The sequence below is a fragment of the Nocardioides pollutisoli genome, from assembly GCF_040045055.1.
Taxonomy (GTDB): domain Bacteria; phylum Actinomycetota; class Actinomycetes; order Propionibacteriales; family Nocardioidaceae; genus Nocardioides; species Nocardioides tweenelious.
Map to the genome: position 1 here is coordinate 165,980 of NZ_JBDZDU010000001.1, position 18,361 is coordinate 184,340.

Genomic DNA, 18,361 nt, shown 5'->3' on the forward strand with positions numbered 1-18,361 from the left:
CTACTCTGGCTCCCGTGACCGACCCGACCACCTCCGTGACGACCGTCGCGGAGGGCATCGCCCGGATCAGCTGGTCGCCCGACGAGCCGATCGACGTGATCCGGCACAGCGTCGTCGCCGCGCTCCTCGACCACGCCCGGGTGGAGGCGCTGGTCGACCCCGGCGACGAGAGCGCCCAACGTGCAGCGACCTGGTCCGGCCTGCGCCGCGAGGGCGTGATGCGCGGTGTGACCGTCGACGGCGACCCGGTCGACCGGGTCGTCTACGCGCGGCTGGCGACGGATGCTCCGCTCAACGAGCCCGAGGGCTTCCGCGCCCTGCTCAACTCGTTCCTCCCCCGCAAGCGCGCGATCAGCCAGATGCTGCTGCGCGACCGCGACGGCCGGGTGCTGCTCTGCCAGCTCACCTACAAGCAGGACTGGGACCTGCCCGGCGGTGTGGTCGAGGTCGGCGAGTCGCCCCAGCTCGCCGTCGGCCGCGAGGTCGAGGAGGAGCTCGGCCTCACCCTCCCGGTCGGGCCGCTGGTGCTCACCGACTGGCTGCCCGCGTGGAGCGGCTGGGACGACGCGCTCTGCCTCGTCTTCGACGGCGGCGAGCACGACGCCTCGATCACCGACTCCATCGTGAAGCAGGCCCGCGAGATCCGCTCCGCGGAGTTCTGCACGGTCGAGGAGGTCCGCGAGCGCTGCGCCGACTTCACCGCCCGCCGGATCGAGTCGGCCCTCGCCAACCTCGGCACCGGCCGGTCGGCGTACACCGAGTCCGGCCGCTGACCTGGCTCGTGTGTCCCGCCCGGACGCGGTGACCCGTCTCATTTGCACGGCCGTGGCACGATGATTACATGATTACAAATGAGGACGGGGAGCGCGTGACGGGCTGGTTCGCCGGCCGGCTCCCGGCGGAGTGGCAGGTCGCCCCCGCCGAGGTCACGGTGGACCGCGAGGAGATCACGGTCCTGCTGACGATCGCCGACGTGCAGCTCGAGGGCGCGAGCGACGCAGCGCTGGCCGAGGCGCGGGCCGGCCGCTCGTCGGCGTTCCGCGAGGACACCCGCGAGCAGCGGATGGAGATCGCGCAGGAGGCGCAGCACCGGTTCGAACGCAAGGTCTCGTGGGGGGTCGTGGTCGGTGACCGCAGCGAGCTCTGGACCCACGTGGCGGCGCCGACCATGACCCGGCTGCGCCAGCCGCAGCGGATGGTGCTCGACACCCTGGTCGACGCGGGCGTCGCTCGGTCACGCGCGGACGCGCTGGCCTGGTGCGTCCGACTGGTCGGTCAGCACGAGGGCGACTGGCTCGTCGAGCTGCGCGACGCGATGAACGCCGTGGCCGACGTCCGCGCCCAGGGGCCGGCTGCCTGACTCAGGCCAGCGGTGCGCGAGCAACCGTTTCGCGGTCTGGAACGGTCGCCTGCTCACCCCAGCGGTGCGCTGGCAACCGTTTCGCGGTCGGGAACGGCCGCGAACGGTTGCCTGCTCACCGCTGACCCGGCACCCCGTGCCGGCCGCATCGTCACGAGCACTCCGAGGATCAGCAGCACGCCACCGAGCACCTCGGCGCCGTTCGGGCGCTGGTCGAGGAGCAGCCAGGCCGAGGTCATCGCGACGACCGGGGCGAGCAGCACCCACGGCACGACCGACGACGACGGGTTGCGGCCGAGCAGCGTGTTGAAGACGCCGTACCCGACGAGCGACGCGAGCCCGGCGGTGTAGAGCGTGGACACCCCGGCCTGCCAGGAGAACGACGCCAGCGCGTCACCGACCTCGACCGGGCCGTCGACCAGCAGGGAGAGCGCGAGCAGCGGGATCGGTACGACGACCGCCGACCAGACGGTCAGCGAGAGCCCGCCGCGGACGCCCGAGGCGCGCGAGATGACGTTGCCGATCCCCCAGGACAGCGCGCCCAGCAGGCAGAGCGCGAGCGCCGCGACGGTGACGTGACCACCGCGACCGACGGCGACGACCGCGAGGCCGACCGACCCGATCACGATGCCGGCCACCTGGGCGGACGTCGGGATCTCGCGCAGCACTCCCGCAGCGATCAGGACCGTGAAGATCACCTGGGCCTGGAGGACCAGCGCGGCCAGACCGGGCGGCATGCCCGCGTCCATCGAGACGTAGAGGAAGCCGAACTGGCCCAGCGACATGAACACGCCGACCGCAGCGACCACCCGCCACGGCGCGTCCGGGCGACGTACGAAGAAGATCGCCGGGAAGACCACCAGGGTGAACCGGACCGCCACGAAGAGCAGGGGTGGGATGCCCTCCATCCCCCAGTCGATGACCACGAAGTTGAACCCCCAGATGGTCGCGACCAGGGCGGCGAGGATCGAGTCGCGTCGGTTCACGGCTCCAGCCAACCCGTTCCGACCGTGCAGCACCAGCGAATGATCATGCACAGATCCATGTAGCATCGCTTCATGATCGATCTCCCGGCGCTGACCTCGCTCCGGGCGGTCGCCACCCACGGTTCGGTCGTGGCCGCCGCCGACGCGCTCGGCTTCACCCCCAGCGCCGTCTCCCAGCAGGTGAAGCGCCTGGAGAAGCAGACCGGGGTGCCGCTGCTCGAACGGGTCGGGCGCGGGGTCATCCTCACCGACCACGGCCGCCAGCTCGTCGACGCCGGCGCACGCCTGCTCGCCGACATGGAGGAGGTCGAGGCCGGCCTGCACCGGCGGGCCGGGACCGTCTCGGGCCACCTGCGGCTGACGGCGTTCTCGACGGCGATGCGCGGCCTCGTCGCCCCCGTCGTCCGCGACCTGCGCGACGCCCACCCCGACCTCACCCTCACCCTGACCGAGCGCGAGCCCTGGGACACCATCGACCTGGTCGCCACCGGTCAGAGCGACCTCGGCGTCGTGCACCGCTGGGGCGACGTGCCGATCGAGATCCCCGACCACCTGGAGGCGACCCAGGTCGCCCACGACGTGGCCGACGTCGTCGTCCGCACCGATCACCCGCTGGCGACCCGCACCCGGGTGAGCCCGGGCGACCTCGTCGACGAGGACTGGATCGCGACGCCCGTCGGCACCATCTGCCGCCAGTGGCTGACCAGGATGTACGCCGGGACCGGGCGGCTGCCCCGGATCGCGCACACCTCGATGGAGTTCGACTCCCACCTGGCGCTGGTGCGTGCTGGCCTGGGGATCGCGCTTGTGCCGCGGCTCGGCCGTCAGCCGCTGGGCGACGAGCTGGTCGCCGTACCCGCCCACGACCCCGAGCCGACCCGCGACGTGATCGCGGTCCACCGCCGCAGCACGGCGGACTCCCCCGCCGTCCAGGCGATCCTGGACGGACTCAGACGGTGATCGACTCCTCCGGTCTCGATACGCCGGTCACGACCTCCTACGTCGGTCGTGCGACTACTCGACCTTGGCGCTGGGTCCAGGCCCTCGCAAGCTCGGCCCTGGGCGCCTAAAAGAGCGCAGAGGCCAGGTTCTGCCGGCCCTTGAGCACGCGGGGGTCGTCGTTGCCGACGGCGCCGAAGAGGCCGATCAGGTGCTCGCGAGCAGCGTTGCGCTCGTCGCCCGACGTACGCCGGACCAGCTCGATCAGCCGGTTGAAGGCGTCCTCGACGTGGCCACCGAGCATGTCCAGGTCGGCCACCATCGTCTGCGCGGCGACGTCGTCGCGGTGCGCAGCAGCGTCCGCGCGGGCCTGGTTGAGGTCGACGCCCTGGGTGCGCTGCAGGAGCTTCGCCATCGCCAGACCGGCGGCGGCCTCGGCGTCGGCCGGGTTGGCGGTGACGAGCTTCTGGTACTCCTCCACCGCCCGGTCGATGTCGCCCTCGCCGAGCGCGTCCTGGGCGGCGGCGTAGCGCGGGTCGTAGTCGGGCTCGCCGTCGCCATCCACGTCGACGGGGTTGGACCGTGGCTGGTGCCTGCCGGTGATCCCCTGGACCGTGAGCTGCTGCGTGACCTGGGTCAGCGCCGTGCGCAGCTCGTCGATCGGGAGCACGTCCTGGAAGAGCGGCGCCGGTCGGCCGTCGATGACCGCGACCACGAGCGGGATCGACGGGATCTGCATCGCCTGCGCGATCGCGGGCACCGCGTCGATGTCGACCAGGCCGGCGAGGAACTTGCCCTCGAACTCCCCGGAGAGCGTCAGCATGCTGTCGGCCAGCTCGACGCTCTCGGGCATCCGCGTCGGCGAGTAGAAGACGAGCAGCACGGGCGCGGTCATCGACGACTCGATGACGGCCTGGAAGTTCTCCTCCGAGACCTCCAGCGCGTACGACGAACCGGCGGTCGCCCCGCCCCCGGCTGCCGCAGCGCCACCGCCGGCAGGCGGCGGGGTCGGTGCGGGGCGCTTGAGACCGGACAGGTCGATCGCGCCGGGACGGGTGAACGGCTGCTGCGTCATGCGCCCAATCCTAGAGAGGTCTCAGCACACCCCCTAAAGCAGACCCAGCGCCACGGCCTCCTCGCGCAGCTCGTCGCGCATGCTCGGGTGGGCGGCGTGGTCGATCAGCTGGCGTGCCTGCTCGCGCTGGTCGTGGCCCGCGATCTCGGCGACGCCCTGCTCGGTGACCACTGCGGTCATCTGGAAGGAGGTCACCGGCTCGTCGACGAGCGGCACGATCGTCGAGCAGTCCGCCTTCGGGTGCCAGGACCGGAGCGCGATGAACGCCTGCCCCTCGTGGGCGTGCATGGCCCCGACGATGAAGTCGGTCTGGCCGCCGAAGCCGGAGTGGATCCGCGCGTTGATCCGCGAAGCGTTGGCCTGCCCGAAGAGGTCGACCTGGAGCGCGGTGTTGACGCTCACCATCGCCGGGTTGCGCGCGATGAGCGCCGGGTCGTTGGTCACCTCGGTGCGCGTCATCCGGATCCGCTCGTTGTCGTCGACCCAGGCCAGCAGCTCGGGCGACCCGAAGATGAAGGACGCGGTGATCGGCACCGCCCGGTCCAGCGCCCCGGCCCGCTCCAGGGCGAAGATGCTGTCGGAGAACATCTCGGTCCACACCCGCATCCCGGCGCGGTCGCGCAGGCCCGTGAGGGTCGCGTCCGGTACGGCGCCGATGCCTGCCTGCAGGGTCGAGCCGTCGCCCACGCGCGCAGCGACCAGCTCGCCGATCCGGGCGGAGGCGTCGTCGATGAGCGTGACCGGCGCCGACGGCAGCGGGGCGTCGGCCTCGACGAGGACGTCGACCTGGTCGAGGTCGAGCACCGCGTCGCCGTACGTCCACGGCATCTGGTCGTTGACCTGGGCGATCACCACCCCGCCGCGCCTCTTGGCCGCCTCGACCGCCGCGGGCAGCACGTTGACCTCCACGCCGAGGGAGACCCTGCCGTCGCGCGGCCGCGTCGTGTGCAGCACGACCGCGTCGGGCGGCAGCTGGCGGCCGAACAGCGTCGGCACCATCGACAGCCGCGACGGGTAGTAGCTCAGCCGCGGGCTGCGTCGCTGCCCCGGGCCGACGAACGACGTCTCGAGCGTCACCCCGTCGCGGTCCGGCAGGCCGAGCTGGCCGTTGAGGGCCCACAGCCGCACCTCGTCGAGCGCGTCGGTCACCAGGCCGAGCGTGTGCCACGGCGTCGCGTGGTTGCCGGTGACGACGACCCGAGGGTTCGCGGGCAGCGCGGCGAGGGCGGAGGAGAGATCCACGCCCCCATCTCACCAGACGGACGCGGCCCGCGCCCGGGCCGGAAGTCCCGTCAGGGCATGACCGTCAGCGTGACCGTGCTCCCGTCGGCGACCGGGGTGCCCAGTGCCGGCTCGACGCCGAGCAGCGAGCCCGACGGCAGGTCCGCGACGTCGCCGTCCTCGGAGACGTCGGCGGGCTCGACCTCGACGCGCAGGCCCGCAGCCTCGATCGCCCTCTGCAGGTCGGGTACGACGGAGGGCTCGGCTCCCCACGAGGGCGTCCAGCCGCCGGCGACCGCGAGCGGCACCGTGGTCGCACCGTCCGGCAGCTCGCGCGCCGAGTCGCGGATCCGCTCGTAGCTGCCGTCGCCCGCGGCGGCGATGGTCACCGCGAACACGACCGGGGTGTCCTCGAGACGGAAGAGGCGCCGGCAGACACCCGGGAACCACTCCTCGCACCCCCCGTCCAGGTCGTCGGCGTCGTAGCGACCGTCGGCGCGCAGGACCGCCAGGCTCGACACCTCGCGGACGGTCGCCGGGTCCACCGCGTCGGCACAGTCGTAGATCGCACCGGAGTCGAAGTAGACCGTGTCCTCGACCGGTGCGCCGCACTGCGTCTCGCCCGTCGTCCACCAGTCGGCCACCGCCACCACGACACCGCTGTCGCCGACCCAGCGCATCCCCTCGGGTGGGTCCGCCCACCAGTCCCCGTCGTCCGAGCAGGCCGTCAGCCCCAGCACCAGCGCCAGCAGCAGGAGGAACCTCATGCCGCCTTGGACGTGCTCAGAAGCGCGCCGGCTCCCGGTACTCGCCCCACTCCGCGCGCAGCGCGTCGCAGATCTCGCCGAGAGTCGCCTCGACCCGGCAGGCGTCGAGCATCGGCTCGATCATGTTGTCGTCGGCACGGGCCGCGTCGACCAGCCTGGAGAGGGCCGCCTGCACCGCGTCGTCGTCGCGCGCCTGGCGGCGACCCGCGAGCACGCGCACCTGCTCGACCTCGACCTCGTGGGAGACCCGGAGGATCTCGAGGTCGTGGGTCACGGAGTCCTCGTGGCAGTTGACGCCCACGATCCGCTTGTCGCCCTTCTCGAGCGAGACCTGGTACTGGAACGCCGCCTCGGCGATCTCGGACATGAACCAGCCCTCCTCGATGCCGCGCAGCAGGCCACGGGTGACCAGCCACTCACCACGGCCGACCGCCTCGGCGATCTTCTCGGGCTGGTCGGAGGTCAGGGTCGAGCCGCCCATCGCGAGGATCTTGTCGAAGATCGCGATGGCCTCGGCCTCGATCTGGTCGGTCAGCGACTCGACGTACCAGGATCCGCCGAGCGGGTCCGCGACGTTGACGACGCCGGTCTCCTCCATGATCACCTGCTGGGTGCGCAGGGCGATCTCGGCGGCCTGCTCGCTGGGCAGGGCGAGGGTCTCGTCGAGGGCGTTGGTGTGCAGCGAGTTGGTGCCGCCGAGCACGGCCGAGAGCGCCTCGATGCCGGTGCGGACCACGTTGTTGTAGGGCTGCTGGGCGGTCAGCGAGACGCCGGCGGTCTGCGTGTGGAAGCGCAGCCACTGCGCCTTCTCGGTCTTCGCGCCGTAGACGTCGCGCAGCCAGCGCGCCCAGATCCGACGGGCGGCACGGAACTTCGCGATCTCCTCGAAGAAGTCGACGTGCGCGTCGAAGAAGAAGGACAAGCCGGGTGCGAACTCGTCGACGTCGAGACCGCGGGAGATCCCGAGCTCGACGTACCCGAACCCGTCGGCGAGCGTGAAGGCGAGCTCCTGCGCGGCCGTCGACCCGGCCTCGCGGATGTGGTAGCCCGAGACCGACAGCGGCTTGTACGCCGGGATCTTCTCGACGCAGTACTCCATCAGGTCGCCGATCAGGCGCAGGTGGGGCTCGGGGGTGAAGAGCCACTCCTTCTGGGCGATGTACTCCTTGAAGATGTCGGTCTGCAGCGTGCCGTTGAGCTTGCCGGTGTCGACGCCGGCCCGCTCGGCCGCGACGATCATCATGCAGAAGATGGGTACGGCGGGGCCGCTGATCGTCATCGAGGTCGTCACGTCGCCGAGGTCGATGCCGTCGAAGAGGATCTCCATGTCGGCGGCCGAGTCGATCGCGACGCCGCAGTGCCCGACCTCGCCGAGCGCCTTCGGGTCGTCGGAGTCACGACCCATCAGCGTCGGCATGTCGAAGGCCACGCTGAGTCCGCCGCCACCGCGCCCGAGGATCATCCGGTAGCGCTCGTTGGTCTGCTGCGCGTTGCCGAACCCGGCGAACTGCCGGATCGTCCAGGTCCGGCCGCGGTAGCCGGTCGGGTAGAGCCCGCGGGTGAACGGGAACTCCCCCGGCCACTCGGAGTCGTCGGTGCCGTACGCCGGCTCGACCCGCGAGCCACTGAGCGTCGTGAAGTCGACCGCGCGGACGCGGGACTTCTCGTATCGGTCCTGCCAACGGGTGCGCGCGGAGTCGGTCATGCCTAGATAGTAGGACGTCCAACTATCTTCTCCCAGTCGTGCACCAGAAGTTCGTGGCACTGCCCTCCGGAGACGGCCGATCCCCCTAGGCTCGCTCCGGACGGGATCGACCGTCCCACGCCCAGGAGGTTCGATGTCTCGTCGCACAGTTCTCGCCGCAGCGACCGCTGCGATCGCCGTCGCCGGCCTCGCCCAGGTCGCACCCGCCACCGGCGCCGACCGCACCCTCCGGCAGCAGTCCGGCGTCTCGACGAGCGAGACGTACGTCGGGTCCTCGCTCGGCAACGGCCTGGGCCGTCTGCTCGCGGAGGCCGGCACCTCGGGCAAGCGCGCCAAGGCCAGCCGCAGCGGCGACTGGGGCAACCAGGCCTCGACCGCGATCTGGGACTCCGCCGGCCGGGTGATGGTCGACCTGACGCCGCGCGCCGACGTCGACCGCGCCGCGTTCCGTCGGCAGGCGACCGCGCTGGGCCTCAAGGTCACGGCCGTCGACCACGACCTCGGCACCCTGGAGGGGTTCACGCCGCTGGCCGCGGTCACGGCGCTCGCCGGCCTCGAGGGCACCGGCACCATCGCGCAGGCGGTCCGGCCGCACACGTACGCCGGTGACGTGACGTCGCAGGGCGTCGCCTTCCAGCGCGTCGACAAGCTGCTCGCGAAGGGCGTCAACGGCGCGGGCATGACGATCGGCGTCCTGTCGGACTCCTACGACACCGCGACGACCGACCACGCCGGCAAGCCGCTCGAGGACCACGCCGCCGACGACGTCGCCTCGGGCGACCTGCCGGGTGTCGGGAACCCGCAGAACTCCCAGCCGGTCGTCGTGATCGAGGACGGTGGGGATCCCGACCACGACACCGACGAGGGTCGCGGGATGCTGCAGATCGTCCACGACATGGCTCCTAAGGCGAAGCTCTGCTTCGCGACCGCGTCCGACGGGCTGATCGGCTTCGCCGACAACATCCGTGCGCTCGCCGACACGTCGGGACCCTGCGCGGCCGACGTCATCGTCGACGACGTCGGCTACGGCGACGAGTCGCCCTTCTCCGACAACGTGATCAGCGACGCCGTCAACGACGTCACGGCCGACGGCGTCGTCTACCTCTCGGCAGCCGGCAACGCCGGTGACCAGCAGGCCTGGTCCGCGCCGGTCCACCTCGTGTCGAAGGCGCGGGCCGTGAAGGGCTCCAACCTCGACTTCCGCGGCGTCGACCCCGCGCTCTACGCGGGCGGCCTGGAGGACATGGACGGCGGACCCGGCGTGGACGTCGCGCAGGACATCGCCCTGGACCCGAGCGGCGTCGGCGTCCTCCTCCAGTGGAACGACCCCTTCGACCTCGACGGCGCCACGCTCGGCGACCCCTACTACGACGTCGCGGGCGCGATCACGGAGGCGACCCCGGAGCCGTCGTACGAGTTCACCCCGACCGCCGACCAGCTCGGCAAGCGCGTGCTGATCACGGCGGACGGTGTCCCGTCGGGCTCGACCGACCTGATCCTCGACCTGGTCAAGCCGGACGGGACCGAGATCGGCCCCGTCGACACGATCACGTCGCCGGAGAAGATCGCGACCATGCTCGACCAGGAGGGCACCTACACCATCAAGGTCTCGGCCTTCCAGGGTGACATCGGCGCCTTCACCCTCGACGTGCGACCCGTGCTCTCGCCCTCCAAGGTCACGACCGACTTCAACGTGCTGGTGTTCGCACCGAACGGGCGCTTCCAGTACTCCTTCGGAGACGACAACACCCTCACCGGACGGCCGGACGAGCTCGCGGGCATCGGCGGCCTCCCCAAGCTGCAGCTGGTGATCGCGCGCGCGACGACCGGACCGACCCCGGTCACCCAGATGAGCTACACGCTCCAGGGATCCGGGTACGTCGCGGAGCACTTCGACCCGACCGACAACGCGATCGTCGGGCACCCGGCGGCCGCGGGAGCGATCGCCGTGGCGGCGTACGACCCGTTCAGGTCGTTCCTCCCGGAGTCCTACACCTCGGGCGGTGGCCGGATGTCGTTCGACTTCGACTCCGCCGGCAACAGGTACGCCGCACCCCAGGTCCGCCGCAAGCCCGACGTGGCCTCGACCGACGGCGTCAACACGACGTTCTTCGTCGCGGACTCGTCGAGCGACGCCGACGACTTCCCGAACTTCTTCGGCACCAGTGCCGCGGCACCGCACGCAGCCGCGATCGCCGCACTCATGCTCCAGAAGGCGGGCGGTCCAGGCTCGCTGACGCCGGCGCAGGTCAAGCAGCGCCTCCAAGCGTCGACCTTCGCCCACGACCTCGACCCGTTCCGGTCGGGCGGCAAGAAGGGCGGGCTGTCGGTGACGGCGGCGGGCTCGGGCAGCTACGAGTACAACCTCACCCCCGGCTCCCTCGACGACCGCAAGTTCTTCCGGGTGAGCTACCGCGGGCACGTGCCGCTCCGCTCGATCACCTTCCACGGGCGGAGCGCCAGCCCGACCTCGGCGCACGGTCTCGTCTTCGACACCCGCAAGCTCGGTCAGCCCGGCAACTACGCGGGTGGAGGCTTCCCCTTCACGGTCGGGTCGACGGGCGGCGGGCTGCACCGCGGCCAGGTCTCGGCGCACCTCGGTCAGCCCGTGAAGAAGCTCCACGGCCGGTTCGCCAACCTGCGGGTCGAGTTCTCGAAGGGGCTGCGTCACGGCCAGACCCTGCGGTTCGGGATCGACCGCGACCGGCTCGGCTCGGGCACCGCGGACGACAACGGCGCCGACGAGCTCGGCGGCGCGACCCTCGTCCCGAGCGGCAAGGTGCTGCACCGCGGCCTGAGGTTCACCGCGGTGCGTGCCGACGGCAAGGTCATCCACGGGCACCTCGTCAACCGGCTCGGCAAGGGCTGGACCGCGGTCGACGGCTACGGGCTGGTCAACGCCGAGAAGGCGGTGCTCGGCAAGTAGCGGCTACCGCGTCCAGCGGTAGATCTGCCCGTCGCGGATCTCGACCTCGGTCGGCGGCTTCGGCGGCCCCGCAACCGGACCGCGCCGTCCACCGTCGGTGGTTGAGGAGGTTGCGCAGCAACCGTCTCGAAACCCCCGATAGCCACCGCCCCACGTCACTTGCTGGGTTTCGACGCGCCGTTCCCGGCCTCGCAAGCTCGGCCGCGAGGCTTGCTCAACCTGGCCGACCGACGGCCCGACCTCGTCCCTCGGTCGGCCCTGGTCGTCTCACACTGGTAGCGCAGGTCGCTCGGCCGGGGCAGGAAGAACGTCTCCGGGTCGGCCTCGACCAGCCCGTCGCGGGCGTCCTTCGGATAACCGAAGCCCATCTGCAGCTCGTCGCGCGAGAAGCCGACGTAGACGATCTGGCGGACCTTGAGCTTGGACCGGCCACCGGTGAAGGACTCGTAGGTGCGGGGCAGCGCCAACCCGACGCGGCGTACGTCGTCGGAGGTGACCATGGGCCGATCGTGGCACCGGCCGCCGACAGCGGCCTAGAAGTCGCCGGCCGACTTGCGCACGGGAGTGAGCAGCTCCGAGAGCCGACCCAGGTCCGCCTCGGACAGCGCGCCCAGCGCGAAGTCGGCGCCGACCAGGTCGCGGGTCGCGACCTCGACCAGGTCGCGCCCCGCAGGGGTGATCTCCGCGAGCACCGTCCGGCCGTCCTCCGGGTGCGGGCGGCGTACGACGAGCCCGGCGGACTCCAACCGGCGCACGATCGAGGTGACCGACGTGGGGTGCACCTGGAGCCGCTCGCCCATCTTGCCGAGCGGCAGGGACCCGCGCGACGAGAAGACCAGCAGGACCAGCGCCTCGTAGCGGGCGAAGGTCAGCCCGTGCGGCTTCAGCAGCGCGTCGAGCCGACCGATCACGAGCTGCTGGACCCGCATCAGGGAGGTCACCGCGTGCATCGCGGGCACACCGTCCCAGTGCTCCCCCCACTGACGGGCGGCCTCGTCGATCGGGTCGAACGGAAGAGTCACGTCAGGAGGCTAGTGGACCGGACGGCCGTTCGGCCCACGCGTCGGTCGCGTCCCACAGCCGCGCGGCAGCCTCGGCGTCGCGCGCGTCGTCGGACGCGTCGGCGACCGCCTCCCGCCGGTGGTAGCCGCCCGGGACGGCGTCGGACGAGGTCGCGCAGAAGACCGCCGTGCGGGCGCCGACCTCGGGACTGACGAGGGTCCGGCGCTCCAGCGGTGCAGCCAGCTTGCGTAGCCGGGCCAGCACCGGCGCCGTCTCGAGCCCACGGTCCGCGATGCGCGTGTAGACCGACCCCGGGTGCAGCGAGTAGCCGTGCACGCCGCGGTCGCCGTACCGCCGCTCGATCTCGGCGGCCTCGTGGACCAGCGCGAGCTTGGAGGTGCCGTACGCCGCCCAGGAGTCGTACGGCGTGACGCTGCCGTCGAGCCACGCGTTGCGACCACGGTCGTGCAGCTTCGAGACGACGTTGACGACCCGCGCCTCGCCGTACGACTCGGCGGTCGACAGCAGCAGCGGCAGGAGCAGACGGGTCAGCTGGGCGGTGCCGAGGTAGTTGGTGCGCCAGTGGATCTCGTGGCCGTCGACGAGCTGCGGCGCGGACCACTTCGAGCGCAGGTCGAGGTGGATCCCGGCGTTGTTGACCAGGACGTCGAGCCGGTCGGTGGTCGAGCCGACCCAGTCCGCCAGCGCCAGGACGGAGTCGCGCGACGTCAGGTCGAGCGGGTGCGTGTCGTCGGCGGGCGCGCACGTCCGGGTCGTCGTGAGCACGCGATGAGTCGCGCGCAGTGCGTCGGCGGTCGCCTCGCCGAGCGATCCCGACCCGGCGCCGGTGACCAGTGCGACCTTCACGAGGTCTTCAGCGCGTCGTAGAAGGCCCGCATCTGCGGCCCGATCCGGGCCAGCTCGACGTACGGCGCTCCTCCGGCCGACCCGTCGACGTACGCGAACTCGATCTCGCCGTCCATCATCGAGCCGCGCATCAGCACCGGCACGCCCGCGGCCTCGGCGGAGGCACACGCCGCCCCGACGTCGTCGACCTCGAAGCACACGTGGTGGAGGCCGGACCCGTGGGCGTCGAGGAACTCCTGGTGGATCGACGGACCGGAGACCGGCTGGATCAGCTCCAGCTGGAGGTCACCGGCGTAGCCCAGCGACACGTGCAGCGTGCAGTCGACCGGCTCGCCGCGCAGCGTCGTGGTGTCCGGTCCGAACCGCACGTCGGGGATCCGGGTCCACGCGCCGACGCCGAACTGCTCGCCCAGCAGCCGCTCGGACGCCTCGATGTCGTCGGTGACCCAGCAGACCTGGGTGACCGGACCGCTCGCGATGCTCACAGGTCCTCCAGCAGCACGTCGGCCGCCGCATAGGGATCGGTCGTCCCGGCCACCACGCCCGTGGCCAGGTCGTCGAGCTCGGAACGGCCGTGCACGTCACCCCAGCGCTTGCGCAGCGCGGTGACCGCGATCGCCTCGATCTCGTCGCGGGCACGCCGGGTGCGCCGCTTGTCGAGCTCGCCACTGGCCTCCAGCCACGCGCGGTGCCGCTCGATCTCGGCGACCACCTCGTCGATGCCTTCGGGCTTCTGGGCGACGGTCTTGACGATCGCGGGCTTCCACGCGCCCTCCGACTGCTCCCCGAGCGCGAGCATGCCGCGCAGGTCGCGTCGCAGCTGGTCGGCACCGTCGCGGTCGGCCTTGTTGACGACGTAGAGGTCCCCGATCTCGAGGATGCCGGCCTTGGCGGCCTGGATGCCGTCGCCCATGCCGGGCGCGAGCAGCACCATCGTCGTGTCGGCGAGCCCGGCGATCTCGACCTCGCTCTGGCCGACGCCGACGGTCTCGATCAGGATCACGTCGCAGCCGGCGGCGTCGAGCACCCGCAGCGCCTGCGGCGTCGTCCACGACAGCCCGCCGAGGTGACCTCGCGACGCCATCGAGCGGATGTAGACGTCGCGGTCGAGCGCGTGGTCCTGCATCCGGACGCGGTCGCCGAGCAGCGCACCGCCGGAGAACGGCGAGCTCGGGTCGACCGCGAGCACGCCGACCCGCTTGTCGTTCTTGCGCAGCTCGGCGACGAGCGCGTTGGTCGACGTGGACTTGCCGACACCGGGGGAGCCGGTGATGCCGATGACCTGCGCGTTGCCGGTGTGCGGCGCGAGCGCCGCCATCACCTCGCGCAGCTTGGGTGACTCGTCCTCGACGAGCGAGATCAGGCGGGCGACCGCACGGGCCTCGCCGGCGCGGGCGCGCTCGACGAGGTCCGGGATCGACTGCTCAGCTCTTCGGGACACGCACGATCAGGGCGTCGCCCTGCCCACCGCCGCCGCAGAGGGCGGCCGCACCGACGCCGCCGCCGCGCCGCTGGAGCTCGAGCGCCAGGTGGAGCACGACCCGGGCGCCGGACATGCCGACCGGGTGGCCGAGAGCGATCGCGCCGCCGTTGACGTTGACGATCGAGGGGTCGATGCCGAGCGCCTTGGTCGACTCGATGCCGACCGCGGCGAAGGCCTCGTTGAACTCGACCAGGTCGAGGTCGGTGGGCGCGATGCCCTCCTTCGCGCAGGCCTTGGCGGTCGCGTTGGCGGGCTGCATCTGCAGCGTCGAGTCGGGGCCGGCGACCATGCCGTGCGCGCCGATCTCGGCGAGCCAGGTCAGACCGAGCTCCTCGGCCTTGGCCTTGCTCATCACGACGACCGCAGCGGCGCCGTCGGAGATCTGGGAGGCCGAGCCGGCCGTGATGGTGCCCTCCTTGGAGAAGGCCGGGCGGAGCTTGCCGAGCGACTCCACGGTGGTGTCGCCGCGGACGCCCTCGTCGGTGGAGACGACGACCGGGTCGCCCTTGCGCTGCGGGATCGAGACCGGCACGACCTCGTCGTCGAAGACGCCGTTCTTCCAGGCCTCGGCAGCCTTCTGGTGCGACGCGGCCGCGAACTCGTCCTGCTCCTCGCGGGTCAGCTTGATGCCCTCGGCGTTGGCCTGCTCGGTCAGCCCGCCCATCGCCTGCTGCGTGGCCTGGTCGTAGAGCGCGTCGTACGCCATCGAGTCGACCAGCTTCACGTCGCCGAACTTGAAGCCCTCACGCGACTTCGGGAGGAGGTGCGGGGCGTTGGTCATCGACTCCATGCCGCCGGCGACGACGATCTCGCACTCGCCGGCACGGATCATCTGGTCGGCCATCGCGATCGCGTTGAGGCCGGACAGGCAGACCTTGTTGATGGTGATCGACGGCATGCTCCACGGCAGGCCGGCGGCGATGCCCGCCGCACGGGCGGGGTTCTGGCCGGCCCCGGCCAGGATGACCTGGCCCATGATCAGGTAGTCGACCTGGTCGCCCGCCACCCCTGCCTTGTCCAGCGCGCCCTTGATGGCCACGCCACCCAGGTCGGCGGCGCTGAGGTCCTTGAGGCCTCCGAGCAGGCGGCCGATGGGGGTGCGCGCCCCCGCGACGATGACGGACGGACCAGACATGAGGTGCCTCCAGAGGTGGTGGGTGGATCTGCGGCCGACCTTACCCACGGGTTCGGTGCCCGGCGAGGGTGGAACATGTCACACCCGGTCGCGGCCGGAGCGGCGTCGTACGACGATGTGCCGCATGACTGCTGACCTCCCGACCCACCTCTTCACGGCGATCGACCACGTGGGCATCGCGGTGCCCGACCTGGACGTGGCGATCGCGTTCTACGAGCAGACCTACGGCATGCGCCTGGCGCACCAGGAGGTCAACGAGGAGCAGGGCGTGCGCGAGGCGATGATGGCGGTCGGTGACTCCGGCTCCTGCATCCAGCTGCTCGCCCCGCTCGACGAGAGCTCCACGATCGCGAAGTTCCTCGACAGCAAGGGACCCGGCATCCAGCAGATGGCCTACCGGGTCACCGACGTCGACGCGGTGAGCGCGATCCTCCGCGAGCGCGGCCTGCGCCTGCTGTACGACGAGCCGCGGCGGGGCACCTCCGACTCGCGGATCAACTTCATCCACCCCAAGGACGCCGGCGGCGTGCTGGTCGAGCTCGTGGAGCCCGCGGCCACCTCCCACTGAGGCTCCTACTGAGGCCCTCCTCGTGAGGCAAGGGTCACAGGGGGTGTGCACACCTGTTACCGGTGGGTAATGTCCCGCCCAACCAGCCCGACACCTGAACCACCCAGGAGCCGACGTGCAGCACATCCTCGACGCGATCCAGGCCGGCGACACCGCCCCGGAGGACTTCGCGAACCTCGAGCTTCCCGAGTCCTACCGCGCCGCGACCGTCCACAAGGACGAGGTCGACATGTTCGAGGGCGTCGCGTCCAAGGACAAGGACCCCCGCAAGTCGATCCACGTCGAGGACGTGGCGCTGCCCGAGCTCGGCCCGGGCGAGGCACTCGTGGCCGTGATGGCAAGCGCCATCAACTACAACACCGTGTGGACCTCGATCTTCGAGCCGGTGTCGACCTTCGGCTTCCTCGAGCGCTACGGCCGGCTCTCGGAGCTGACCAAGCGCCACGACCTGCCCTACCACGTGGTCGGGTCCGACCTGGCCGGCGTCGTGCTGGCCACCGGCCCGGGCGTGACCAAGTGGAAGCCGGGCACCGAGGTCGTCGCCCACTGCCTCTCGGTCGAGCTCGAGGAGCCCGACGGCCACGACGACACGATGCTCGACCCGCAGCAGCGGATCTGGGGCTTCGAGACCAACTTCGGCGGTCTGGCCGACGTCGCGCTGGTCAAGGCCAACCAGCTGATGCCCAAGCCCGCTCACCTCACCTGGGAGGAGGCCGCCTCCCCCGGGCTCGTCAACTGCACGGCGTACCGCCAGCTCGTCTCGAAGAACGGTGGCGACATGAAGCAGGGCGACAACGTCCTGGTCTGGGGCGCCTCGGGTGGCCTCGGTGGCTTCGCGACGCAGTACGCCCTCAACGGTGGCGCCAACCCGGTCTGCGTGGTCTCCAACGAGGAGAAGGCCCAGATCGCCCGCTCCATGGGTGCGGAGATGATCATCAACCGCTCCGAGGAGGGCTACCAGTTCTGGAAGGACGAGCACACCCAGGACCCGAAGGAGTGGAAGCGCTTCGGCGCGAAGATCCGTGAGCTCACCGGCGGTGAGGACATCGACATCGTCTTCGAGCACCCGGGCCGCGAGACCTTCGGCGCCTCGGTCTTCGTGACCCGCAAGGGCGGCACGATCACCACCTGCGCCTCGACCAGCGGCTACATGCACGAGTACGACAACCGCTACCTCTGGATGAACCTCAAGCGGATCATCTCCTCGCACTTCGCCAACTACCGCGAGTCGTGGGAGGCCAACCGCCTCATCGCCAAGGGCAAGATCCACCCGACGCTCTCACGCACCTACGCGCTCGAGGACGTCGGCCAGGCCGCGCTCGACGTGCACCACAACAAGCACCAGGGCAAGGTCGGCGTGCTCTGCCTGGCGCCCGAGGAGGGCCTCGGCGTCCGCGACCACGAGCTCCGCGACCAGCACCTCGAGGCGATCAACCGCTTCCGCGGGGTCTAGCTCACCGGCACTGCGTGCCACCTGCCGACGGGCAGCGGAGGCAGGAACCCGATCTCGATCGTCGCCGTCCCGGCGATCGCCTGATCGTCCCCGGAGGCGACGACGTGCCCGCGCACGCATAGCCGGTCACCATGCGCGTGTGCACAGGTCGCGAAGTGACCGTCGCGGATCGTCGTCGGACCGAAGCTCGTGAAGTGGTGGAACCGCAGGTCGGTGACGTGCCGGGTCCCGTGCTCGTCCGCCGTGAGGCGGAAGGTCATGCCGTCGCCGTGCCACTTCCCGACAGCTGGTGCCCCCGACGTCGCGGTCGCCGCCGTCACGCCGGACATGAGGGTGGCGACCACGGCGAACACGGCGATGACGGGACGGATCATGCGCTCATCGTCGTCGAGACCCGCATCCGCTCGAGGCGCTTTCGCTGATTTCGGTCAGCCGGAGACCGTTGCGCTCCAGTGGTGCGTCTCGCTGGGGTGGGAGGCCCGGTGACCGTGCGCGACCTGGTAGATCCTGGTCGTCCCCTGCGCCTCGTGCTGGCTGGTGAAGTGACCGACCAGGCAGGTGTCGCGGGCCAGCACGGCGCTGATCCGGTGCCGGGCACACGTCTCGAACGTGCGGTCGTGGATGTCGGCCCGGTGGAAGGCCGTCTGGGCGTGCCAGTGCGCCGACGAGACGTACGCCGTCCCGTGCTGCGTGTGCGCGACGTGGAAGCCGACGCCCTCGCCGCGCCACTGCCCGAGGGCCGGGTCGGTGGCGGACGCGGGCGCCACGGACGCCGCGACCAGGCCGCCGACGAGGGTCACGAGGACAGCGATCCGCTTCATGCGTCCATCGTGGACCAGATTCTTCCGGGGCGGGGTGGGTTGTTGTGGTCCCA

General features: G+C 71.3%; 19 protein-coding genes. 6 read left to right on the forward strand and 13 right to left on the reverse strand.

Translation table 11 applies throughout. The features are described 5' to 3' along the window. Positions 1-14 precede the first annotated feature (14 nt). Together ABLE68_RS00730 and ABLE68_RS00735 are read left to right on the forward strand one after the other, a co-directional pair. Positions 15-773 (forward strand): NUDIX hydrolase, encoded by a 759-nt coding sequence (locus ABLE68_RS00730; RefSeq protein ID WP_348869146.1) that lies wholly within the window; start codon positions 15-17, stop codon positions 771-773. 95 nt (positions 774-868) lie between these two features. Continuing rightward, positions 869-1,360: a hypothetical protein gene (locus ABLE68_RS00735; protein ID WP_348869147.1), complete on the forward strand. Its 492-nt coding sequence runs from the start codon at positions 869-871 to the stop codon at positions 1,358-1,360. Between the two features lie 53 nt (positions 1,361-1,413). On the opposite strand, the gene ABLE68_RS00740 is transcribed toward ABLE68_RS00735, so the two are convergent. Continuing rightward, positions 1,414-2,346, reverse strand: a complete 933-nt coding sequence (locus ABLE68_RS00740) for an EamA family transporter (RefSeq protein ID WP_348869148.1) — start codon at positions 2,344-2,346, stop codon at positions 1,414-1,416. A gap of 72 nt (positions 2,347-2,418) precedes the next feature. On the opposite strand from ABLE68_RS00740, the gene ABLE68_RS00745 reads away from it, so the two are divergent. Next, positions 2,419-3,306, forward strand: a complete 888-nt coding sequence (locus tag ABLE68_RS00745; protein ID WP_348869149.1) for a LysR family transcriptional regulator — start codon at positions 2,419-2,421, stop codon at positions 3,304-3,306. Between the two features lie 106 nt (positions 3,307-3,412). Here ABLE68_RS00745 and ABLE68_RS00750 read toward each other — a convergent pair whose 3' ends face one another. From ABLE68_RS00750 to icmA, 4 genes are read right to left on the reverse strand one after another with little or no spacing between them, the layout of a single operon-like run. Continuing rightward, complete coding sequence (locus ABLE68_RS00750; RefSeq protein ID WP_348869150.1) at positions 3,413-4,360, reverse strand: co-chaperone YbbN; 948 nt, start codon at positions 4,358-4,360, stop codon at positions 3,413-3,415. Positions 4,361-4,393: 33 nt separating this feature from the next. Beyond that, complete coding sequence (locus ABLE68_RS00755; RefSeq protein ID WP_348869151.1) at positions 4,394-5,602, reverse strand: acetyl-CoA hydrolase/transferase family protein; 1,209 nt, start codon at positions 5,600-5,602, stop codon at positions 4,394-4,396. A gap of 50 nt (positions 5,603-5,652) precedes the next feature. Further along, a complete protein-coding gene (locus tag ABLE68_RS00760) occupies positions 5,653-6,348 on the reverse strand; it encodes a PASTA domain-containing protein (RefSeq protein ID WP_348869152.1) in 696 nt (231 codons plus the stop codon). Positions 6,349-6,364: 16 nt separating this feature from the next. After that, positions 6,365-8,053: a coenzyme B12-dependent isobutyryl-CoA mutase large subunit gene (gene icmA, locus ABLE68_RS00765; protein ID WP_348869153.1), complete on the reverse strand. Its 1,689-nt coding sequence runs from the start codon at positions 8,051-8,053 to the stop codon at positions 6,365-6,367. A 133-nt stretch (positions 8,054-8,186) separates the two neighbouring features. Between icmA and ABLE68_RS00770 the strand changes: the two genes are divergently transcribed. Next, positions 8,187-10,979, forward strand: a complete 2,793-nt coding sequence (locus ABLE68_RS00770; protein WP_348869154.1) for a S8 family serine peptidase — start codon at positions 8,187-8,189, stop codon at positions 10,977-10,979. A gap of 155 nt (positions 10,980-11,134) precedes the next feature. On the opposite strand, the gene ABLE68_RS00775 is transcribed toward ABLE68_RS00770, so the two are convergent. Genes ABLE68_RS00775 through ABLE68_RS00800 form a run of 6 tightly spaced genes read right to left on the reverse strand, consistent with a single transcriptional unit; the run spans position 11,135 to position 15,466 of the window. Continuing rightward, on the reverse strand, positions 11,135-11,479 hold the full coding sequence (locus ABLE68_RS00775; RefSeq protein ID WP_348869155.1) for a hypothetical protein: 345 nt from the start codon (positions 11,477-11,479) through the stop codon (positions 11,135-11,137). Between the two features lie 33 nt (positions 11,480-11,512). Then, complete coding sequence (locus ABLE68_RS00780; protein WP_348869156.1) at positions 11,513-12,001, reverse strand: MarR family winged helix-turn-helix transcriptional regulator; 489 nt, start codon at positions 11,999-12,001, stop codon at positions 11,513-11,515. Between the two features lies 1 nt (position 12,002). Beyond that, positions 12,003-12,848: an SDR family NAD(P)-dependent oxidoreductase gene (locus ABLE68_RS00785; RefSeq protein ID WP_348869157.1), complete on the reverse strand. Its 846-nt coding sequence runs from the start codon at positions 12,846-12,848 to the stop codon at positions 12,003-12,005. Next, positions 12,845-13,333 (reverse strand): VOC family protein, encoded by a 489-nt coding sequence (locus ABLE68_RS00790; RefSeq protein WP_348869158.1) that lies wholly within the window; start codon positions 13,331-13,333, stop codon positions 12,845-12,847. The genes ABLE68_RS00785 and ABLE68_RS00790 overlap by 4 nt, the downstream gene beginning before the upstream one ends. Next, complete coding sequence (gene meaB, locus ABLE68_RS00795; protein ID WP_348869159.1) at positions 13,330-14,289, reverse strand: methylmalonyl Co-A mutase-associated GTPase MeaB; 960 nt, start codon at positions 14,287-14,289, stop codon at positions 13,330-13,332. The genes ABLE68_RS00790 and meaB overlap by 4 nt, the downstream gene beginning before the upstream one ends. Then, positions 14,273-15,466 carry an acetyl-CoA C-acetyltransferase gene (locus ABLE68_RS00800; RefSeq protein ID WP_348869160.1) on the reverse strand — a complete coding sequence of 398 codons (1,194 nt, stop codon included), beginning with the start codon at positions 15,464-15,466 and terminating at the stop codon, positions 14,273-14,275. Before ABLE68_RS00800 ends, meaB begins: the two co-directional genes overlap by 17 nt. Positions 15,467-15,590: 124 nt before the next feature. Between ABLE68_RS00800 and mce the strand changes: the two genes are divergently transcribed. After that, on the forward strand, positions 15,591-16,034 hold the full coding sequence (gene mce, locus ABLE68_RS00805; protein WP_348869161.1) for a methylmalonyl-CoA epimerase: 444 nt from the start codon (positions 15,591-15,593) through the stop codon (positions 16,032-16,034). A 115-nt stretch (positions 16,035-16,149) separates the two neighbouring features. After that, a complete protein-coding gene (ccrA, locus tag ABLE68_RS00810; protein WP_348869162.1) occupies positions 16,150-17,487 on the forward strand; it encodes a crotonyl-CoA carboxylase/reductase in 1,338 nt (445 codons plus the stop codon). On the opposite strand, the gene ABLE68_RS00815 is transcribed toward ccrA, so the two are convergent. Beyond that, complete coding sequence (locus ABLE68_RS00815) at positions 17,484-17,861, reverse strand: hypothetical protein (RefSeq protein WP_348869163.1); 378 nt, start codon at positions 17,859-17,861, stop codon at positions 17,484-17,486. The two genes, ccrA and ABLE68_RS00815, sit on opposite strands and share 4 nt — an antisense overlap. Positions 17,862-17,915: 54 nt before the next feature. Beyond that, the gene (locus ABLE68_RS00820; protein ID WP_348869164.1) at positions 17,916-18,308 is read right to left on the reverse strand and encodes a hypothetical protein; all 393 of its coding nucleotides are present in this window, start codon (positions 18,306-18,308) and stop codon (positions 17,916-17,918) included. Between the last annotated feature and the right edge of the window lie 53 nt (positions 18,309-18,361).

Bases quoted from the DNA above. Each gene is read 5' to 3' on its own strand.
- ABLE68_RS00800 (WP_348869160.1), bottom strand. From the start codon at position 15,466: ATGTCTGGTCCGTCCGTCATCGTCGCGGGGGCGCGCACCCCCATCGGC.
- ABLE68_RS00770 (WP_348869154.1), top strand. From the start codon at position 8,187: ATGTCTCGTCGCACAGTTCTCGCCGCAGCGACCGCTGCGATCGCCGTC.
- ABLE68_RS00750 (WP_348869150.1), bottom strand. From the start codon at position 4,360: ATGACGCAGCAGCCGTTCACCCGTCCCGGCGCGATCGACCTGTCCGGT.
- ABLE68_RS00815 (WP_348869163.1), bottom strand. From the start codon at position 17,861: ATGATCCGTCCCGTCATCGCCGTGTTCGCCGTGGTCGCCACCCTCATG.
- icmA (WP_348869153.1), bottom strand. From the start codon at position 8,053: ATGACCGACTCCGCGCGCACCCGTTGGCAGGACCGATACGAGAAGTCC.
- mce (WP_348869161.1), top strand. From the start codon at position 15,591: ATGACTGCTGACCTCCCGACCCACCTCTTCACGGCGATCGACCACGTG.
- ABLE68_RS00775 (WP_348869155.1), bottom strand. From the start codon at position 11,479: ATGGTCACCTCCGACGACGTACGCCGCGTCGGGTTGGCGCTGCCCCGC.
- ABLE68_RS00745 (WP_348869149.1), top strand. From the start codon at position 2,419: ATGATCGATCTCCCGGCGCTGACCTCGCTCCGGGCGGTCGCCACCCAC.
- ABLE68_RS00760 (WP_348869152.1), bottom strand. From the start codon at position 6,348: ATGAGGTTCCTCCTGCTGCTGGCGCTGGTGCTGGGGCTGACGGCCTGC.
- ABLE68_RS00820 (WP_348869164.1), bottom strand. From the start codon at position 18,308: ATGAAGCGGATCGCTGTCCTCGTGACCCTCGTCGGCGGCCTGGTCGCG.